This is a genomic window from Sabulibacter ruber, from assembly GCF_017355955.1.
GTDB classification, from domain to species: Bacteria; Bacteroidota; Bacteroidia; order Cytophagales; family Hymenobacteraceae; genus Nibribacter; species Nibribacter ruber_A.
Genome location: NZ_JAFFID010000010.1, coordinates 1 through 6,837 on the forward strand (window position 1 = coordinate 1; position 6,837 = coordinate 6,837).

The following is a 6,837-nucleotide window of genomic DNA, read 5'->3' on the forward strand; positions in this document are numbered from 1 at the left end:
ACATTAGGTATTCAGAAGTTCCGTAGGGCTTGAGTTTTTCTCGCTTAGCCGCTGCCCCCGGCTGGAGCCTAGATGAGAACTAAGAATGGAATGCGGAAGTTCCAGGGGAATTGAGATTCTTTCAGGTTCCTTGGAGTTTCCTCAAGATAGCATCTTCAAGATGTAGCATATAAATATAATATATACACTTTCCTGGAACTCAGTCTGCTGCTTCCAAAACTACTTTGGCCATAGCTTCCCAAGTGTACTTCTGTTTTTCTATTTTGATGTTTTTCACCATTTCTTCTGCTTTAGCTTCTTGGTAAAAGTTGATAATTGCATCAGCTATGGCTTTAGAGTTCACATCAACTACGTATCCCACTTTTTGATCGGGAATCATTTCCGCCAGACCGCCAACTTTTGTTACAAGTATAGGAACTTCAAAATGGTAGGCTATCTGCGTTACCCCACTCTGGGAAGCATGCCTATAAGGTTGTACAACCAGATCGGCAACAGAAAAGTAAGTTCTTACTTTATCATGGGGGATGTACTCGGTGGCTACGATCACTCGGTCTTTGAGCTCCTCGCTCTCTATCAACTGTAAATAAGGCTCAGGCGCTTCATAGAACTCTCCTGCTACTATCAGTTTTACCCCGCTTTCTCTAAGTCTTGGATCTTTTAGCGCCTCAAGCAGAAGATCAAGCCCTTTATAGTGCCTGATGAATCCAAAGAACAACAGGTACCTTCCCTCAGGTAAGTTTAAATCTTTCAGTGCTTCTTCTCTACTAAGCTTTTGTCCATAGGTGTCATAAATAGGATGGGGCTGACAAAGGACAGGTTTGCTTGAATTGAAAAGCTTCAACTCCTCAGTTACTGTAGCTGACATGGTCACGAATGCATCACAGGCATCTACAAAGTACTGAGTTAAGGCTTTATCACCTGGTCTCTTCTCATGGGGCACCACATTATCTGTGAGAGCAACCACTTTGGTATGTCCATTCTTTTTGATAAGGCGGGCTACCTTTCCTAAGCTTGGCGCCATAAACGGAAGCCAGTACCTGAGCAACACCAAATCTGGCTTTGCTTTCCTAATTTTACGACCAAGGCTTACCCAAGTGAGAGGATTTACGGAGCTTAATGAACGATGAATCACCAAGTTTTTGGGAGCAGGTCCTTCTTCGTACTGAGATTTGCCTGGGAAGAGAATGGCAGGATACTGCGTTGTGAACGTGTAAATCTCAACCTGGTGCCCCATCTGTTGCCAGGTACGTGCCAGGCTTTCGTTGAAGGCAGCAATACCACCTCTAAACGGATACGCCGGACCTACAATAATAAGATAGGCCATAACTTAGAACCCGATGTTATCTCGGATAAGGTATTCGTTTTTCCTTCTGCCAGCCAAAGAAATCATCTCGGCCAGAAAACCGGCAAGGAAGAGCTGCACCCCCACCACTACGGCTACCAACGCAAGAAAGAACAAGGGTTGATCTGTTACATCGCGTACGGCTTGGTTGCGGAAAGAGTAATACACCTTTTCTATCACCAGCCAGGACGTAATAAGCAAACCGATTAGAAAGGATATGGTACCTAAACTCCCGAAGAAGTGCATAGGCCGCTTCCGGAATCTAGAGACGAAAGTGATGGACATCAAGTCCAGAAAACCGTAGATGAAACGCTCTAGCCCGAACTTGGTAGTGCCGTACTTTCTTTCTCTGTGCTGTACTACTTTCTCCCCGATCTTCCCGAAGCCGTTCCACTTGGCAATTACCGGTATGTACCGGTGCATTTCTCCGTAAACCTCAATGCTCTTTACCACGCGTTCGTCGTAGGCTTTCAGGCCGCAGTTGAAATCATGGAGCTTGATCTTGGAAATCTTGCGGGTAGCAGCGTTGAAGAGTTTGGTAGGAAGGGTTTTGCTCAAGGGATCATAGCGCTTCTTCTTCCAACCAGAAACTAAATCATAGCCTTCTTCCGCAATCATCCGGTACAAATCAGGGATCTCATCTGGGCTATCTTGTAAATCGGCATCCATAGTGATGACAACTCGGCCTTGCGTTTCAGCAAAGCCTACGTTCAAAGCGGCAGATTTCCCATAATTGCGGTTAAATCTGATGGCTTTGATGTTGGGATCATGGGCGCTCAGTTCCTGGATTACCTTCCAGGAATTATCGGTACTACCGTCGTCTATCAAAATGACCTCATAAAGAAAACCGTGCGATACCATCACACGGTTTATCCATTGGGTAAGCTCTGGCAGTGACTCTGCCTCATTCAACAGTGGGATCACCACTGAAATATCAAGTTTATTCTGCATGAATATGTTACTCAAACTCCGGGCGATTACGTTTCATGATAGCAGCTACTATCAAAGAGAACACAAAGCCAAAAAATGCACTTGCGATAATGGTTACAACCAACATCATGAGCGGACCGGTGAATTTCTCAGCCATAGCCATCGCTTGCTCAATCTGTTCATCACTTAGTCCCTGCTCTTCCATTTTCTCTATCTGGATGTTGCGCATCCGCTCAACCAACCCCGTATCAATAAATTCCACATAGATATAAACGAAGATTCCGCTTAACAAGCCAGAAATGGCAGACAGCAGAGTCCCTATTCCCAAGCCTTGCCCATAAGACATAAAACCCATGTTCTCTTTCTTGAAATAAACATAGGCCATGATAATTCCTCCAAGGAGAATCAGAAGGCTCAGATTTGAAAGAACAGGATTGGTATTGAGATCAGTGATGAAAAGGATAAGAGAATAGAGAACTGAGATAAATCCGGTGATGATGCCATAGCGTACTCCCACAGAACCGGGAGTAACAGTTTGTTCATTCATAGTTGTTTTGTTTTGGGGTTATTTTCTGAAAAACACAGCTAAAACGATACTGATGAAGAAACCGGCCACCACCCTATTCACAAAGGAGATCTGTGCCAATATGTAAGCGTTCAACTGGTTAAGGTTCTGGTAAGCGTTCTTATAATTGGCCTCTCCCATTAATTTAACCAAGTCTTTCTTTGTGAGCTCCATCTGTTTCTGGCTCAAGATAATATATTCTTTTATCATTTCTTCTCCGGCAAAAACAGAATAGATGCACAGGAGCATAGCAGCAGTAAAGGCTAAAAAGAAAACGGTAAGAAAGCCTACCTTAAATGCTTTCAGAAAGCCGAGCTCAGAATTATGGAACCGCTTGTAATACTTAATGGATAAAAAGATAAAGACAGGAACGAAGAGGAGGGTGGAAGAATATTCACTGGTGTTGCTGTACGGGTTTTCCAGCTTTAATAGAGCCAGCACCAGAATATAAATGAAAGTAACGATTCCCCCGGTTACGCCATATCTTATAGCGGTATTGATAACGGCTCTGTCAAACATTGGTAGTCTTAAGAAAATAACTCTAATTAGAATAGGCGGGATTAAGGGTTAGCTGCCCATTTAGGTATGTCCCAAACACGCACCCTTTCAGCTCACACCCAAAAAACGGACTGTTCTTAGCGGCAGAGGCGTTGAGATTTTCCTGAAACACCCAAGATTTAGTGGGGTTGAACAACGTCAGGTTGGCCTTTGCCCCCTCCGCTAAAGAAGGGATTGGCAGATCCACCACCTTTCTGGAACCATGGGTGAACTTCTCTACCAGTTCTTTCCAGCTTAGATGGGATGTCATTGTCTCATTGGCTACAGCATAGGCTGTCTGAAGCCCGATGATTCCAGTTTCTGCCAAATCAAACTCCAGCTCTTTTCCTTCCTCGTTCCAAGGCATGTGCGCAGATACCAAGGCATCAATGGTTCCGTCCTGCAAGGCTTCTAAGATAGCGGCTTTATCAGCAGAGCTTCTGAAAGGTGGACTAACTTTGAAATTGGCATCAAACGGCTCAAGGGTTTCGTCGGTGAACGCGCATTGGTGCGCCGCCACATCACAGGTTACCTGAAGTCCTTCTTGCTTGGCGGCTCTTACTGCCTGCAATGCGGCAGCGGTAGAAAGTTGGGAAAGATGAAGCCTTCCTCCTATATAGCGCAAAATCTGCAGATCCCGGATCACCTGCATCTCTTCGGCAATGGCCGGAATTCCTTTCAAGCCCAAGCGCGTACTGGCAATACCTTCATGCATCTGACCACCGCTGGCAAGCTTCTTGTTTTCGGGCCGATTTATGAAAACTCCGCCAAAAAGCTTCAGGTACTCTAAAGCCTTTACCACAGTATCTTCTGCCTGAATAGAATCTGTACCGTCTGAAAAGGCAATAGCGCCTGCTGCTTTCAAATCAAGAATCTCCGCTAAATCTTTGCCGTCTAGATCATGGGTAACGGCGGCAATGGCGTGCAACTTCACAAATCCATTATTGGATCTATGCTTGAAAAACTCAACCGAGGAACGGGTCTGGGTTATAGGGTTGACATTTGGTAAGCAAGCTACTTCCGTGAATCCGCCAAAAGCGGCGGCGTTCATGAAGTTGCTTAGTGTTTCTCTTTGCTCATAACCTGGTTCACCGCTGAAAGCGATCAAATCAAACCAACCGATGGAACAACACAGCCCTTCCTCTGAAATTACCTGTACATTTTCTGCCTCAATAGAAGAAGCAATTTTCTGGATGTGGCCATCTTTGAGAAGAAGGTCTACGGTTTGCCCGTCCAGAGAAGAAGATGAATCAACAATGGTGACTGCTTTAACTAGGAGATCCACTTTTTTTAGTGCTTAGAATGAAGGCCTCGGCTAAAAGGCACAGAAAACACAATATTAGGCAATATTTCCAAAGGGATGAGCCACTTGCCTCCTTTTGCAGTTGTTTTTCCAATGATACACGCTCCTGTGGCTCCAGTACCTGCATCGCATTTCCGTGGCCTTTTAGAATTTCCTTTAGCTCATCTGTTGTATATCCTTCCAACCTTGACTCAGTTCTGGGAATATTCAGAGCGATGGTGGAAACAGGTCTGCCTTCCAGACTAAGGGTATAGAAACCAGGCTTACGGATGTCATTTGGAAGAGTCATTACCAATTGGTTCTGCAACTCTTTTTGATCAGGAATAAAGGTCTGCCCTTGACTATTTAAGGTGTACGGTTGCTGGGCAGTACCCGCCTGCACCAGCGGGATAGTGATAGTGCCATTTGCCGGTTGATGAGCCAAAACCATTTTGGAGGAGCTTGAAGTGAGCGCCAGTTGGTATAAAACCGGCACGAACAAGGGATGCGCAACAAAAGCTGATGTACTGGTAATAGGGGAAGAGAATAAATGAACATTCCCTTTGCCAACCTTGAAAGTACTTAAGAAAGGAGTATTGTCCGTGAACTTGAGAATGGTATGAAAAGCACTCTGCCACCGCAATACCGGTGTAGCCTCTGGCATTTTCATGTTTTTAACTTCTTTTTCGAAAACCTGGCCAAAAAAGGCATCAGATAAATCTGGTTGCCGAAGAAGTTTCTGGCCAATATCATCACTTTCTTCACTCACGCCTCTCAGGCCTAAGGCACTCAAGAATTCTATTGAAGTCTGATTTGCATTGGCAGACGGAATCAGCATCACTGATCCACCTTTCTCTAGCCAAGACTTCACACCTGGTAATACTGAAGCATACCCGCCCGAAGAAGAAATATCCAAAATCCAGAGAGCAGAAGTACTTTGCAAATCATTAGACAGAGTAAAAGCAGGCTCTGCTTTGTAAGCCTGAGCAATGGGATGGTTGGGCCCAATACCAGCACTCAGCCTTATTGATACAGAAACAGGCGCCGGAAGAACAACAAAATAGTCATTGTCAAAAGGAGTACTAGCATCATCAACGTTAAAGGTGATTTGTTTAGCAGCTCCAGTCTGCAGAGGGATTCTAAATCTGGCAATCGCTTTTTCAGAAGGATCAACCAAGACCTGGGTAGCACCTAGTAACTTACCACCCTCAGAGGCAGTAATCTTTGCCTGGCTACTCTTATCCAATAAGCTACCAGCAACCCTCACCGAAATACCTACTAATGAGTTAGGCAACAGAATAGGTTGATCTAACCAAACTGAATCAATGAAAAGATTAGGAACAGATGGAGTAGCATATGACACCAGAGTAACACCTTGGTTCTTTGGTAACCGCTGAAGTACTTCAGGTGTAAAAACACTCCGCTGAAAATCGGATAAAATAAATGTTCTGGAGCTTCTGCTCTGATCTTTTACTTCATCAATCAGCGCTGCACCAGAAGATGTCAAGGTAATAGGGTCTGGATCTATCTGCCCCGTAGTAACACTACTTTGAGTACCACCGGTATTCTGGCTATTTAAAGATAAGTCTTCGTAGGCAGAAAGAGCTAAGTCGTGTTTTGTTATTCCTTTCTCCACTGAACTACTTTGCATACTCCAGGAAGAGTCCAGAACGAGTTCAGGTGTTCCTGAGGACGCAGCAGTGCCTTTGTTCAACTGTGATAGAAACAAAAGGAAAGCAGCCAAAGCAGAACAAATAAAAACAAGCCTGAGAACGAGAAGTAGATAGTTATTTACCTTACGTACTGACTGCGTTCTGGCAATTAGAACTCTTAAGAATTGTATATGTGAGAACTCAAGCTTCTGCCTAAGCCTGAGCCCAAAGAAATGGATGATGACTAATACAGCCGCCGCAAGGGCTGTTCCGGATATGAGTGGAAGCATCTACTAAAAGCTGTTTATCTGTGAAGATACTTAATTGCTTTTAGAACTTATAAAAAGATGAATTTGGTATAGACAACTCCAGATTCCCCTCCCCCCTGTTCCCGGAAACGGAAGAACCCCGCGGCTGTTTCCAGGGCGGGGTCCTTGTAAGGGGGTTGGCGGCGACCTACTCTCCCGCGTGTGACCGCAGTACCATCGGCTCGGCGGGGCTTAACTTCTCTGTTCGGAATGGGAAGAGG

6 protein-coding genes and 1 rRNA gene are annotated in these 6,837 nt (G+C 44.9%); all 7 read right to left on the bottom strand.

Annotated features, from left to right (window positions below; genetic code table 11):
* Positions 1-199: 199 nt before the first annotated feature.
* Positions 200-1,324, bottom strand: a complete 1,125-nt coding sequence (locus tag JT719_RS24135; protein ID WP_207436367.1) for a glycosyltransferase — start codon at positions 1,322-1,324, stop codon at positions 200-202.
* Positions 1,325-1,327: 3 nt separating this feature from the next.
* Positions 1,328-2,293, bottom strand: a complete 966-nt coding sequence (locus tag JT719_RS24140; protein WP_207436368.1) for a glycosyltransferase family 2 protein — start codon at positions 2,291-2,293, stop codon at positions 1,328-1,330.
* Positions 2,294-2,300: 7 nt separating this feature from the next.
* A complete protein-coding gene (locus JT719_RS24145; RefSeq protein ID WP_207436369.1) occupies positions 2,301-2,819 on the bottom strand; it encodes a DUF4199 domain-containing protein in 519 nt (172 codons plus the stop codon).
* 18 nt (positions 2,820-2,837) lie between these two features.
* The gene (locus JT719_RS24150; RefSeq protein ID WP_207436370.1) at positions 2,838-3,356 is read right to left on the bottom strand and encodes a DUF4199 domain-containing protein; all 519 of its coding nucleotides are present in this window, start codon (positions 3,354-3,356) and stop codon (positions 2,838-2,840) included.
* Positions 3,357-3,378: 22 nt separating this feature from the next.
* On the bottom strand, positions 3,379-4,659 hold the full coding sequence (locus JT719_RS24155; RefSeq protein WP_207436371.1) for a dihydroorotase: 1,281 nt from the start codon (positions 4,657-4,659) through the stop codon (positions 3,379-3,381).
* Positions 4,643-6,598, bottom strand: coding sequence for a BatA domain-containing protein (locus tag JT719_RS24160; protein ID WP_207436372.1), 1,956 nt, complete (start codon positions 6,596-6,598; stop codon positions 4,643-4,645). Before JT719_RS24160 ends, JT719_RS24155 begins: the two co-directional genes overlap by 17 nt.
* A gap of 153 nt (positions 6,599-6,751) precedes the next feature.
* A 5S ribosomal RNA gene (rrf, locus tag JT719_RS24165) occupies positions 6,752-6,837 on the bottom strand; the annotation flags it as partial.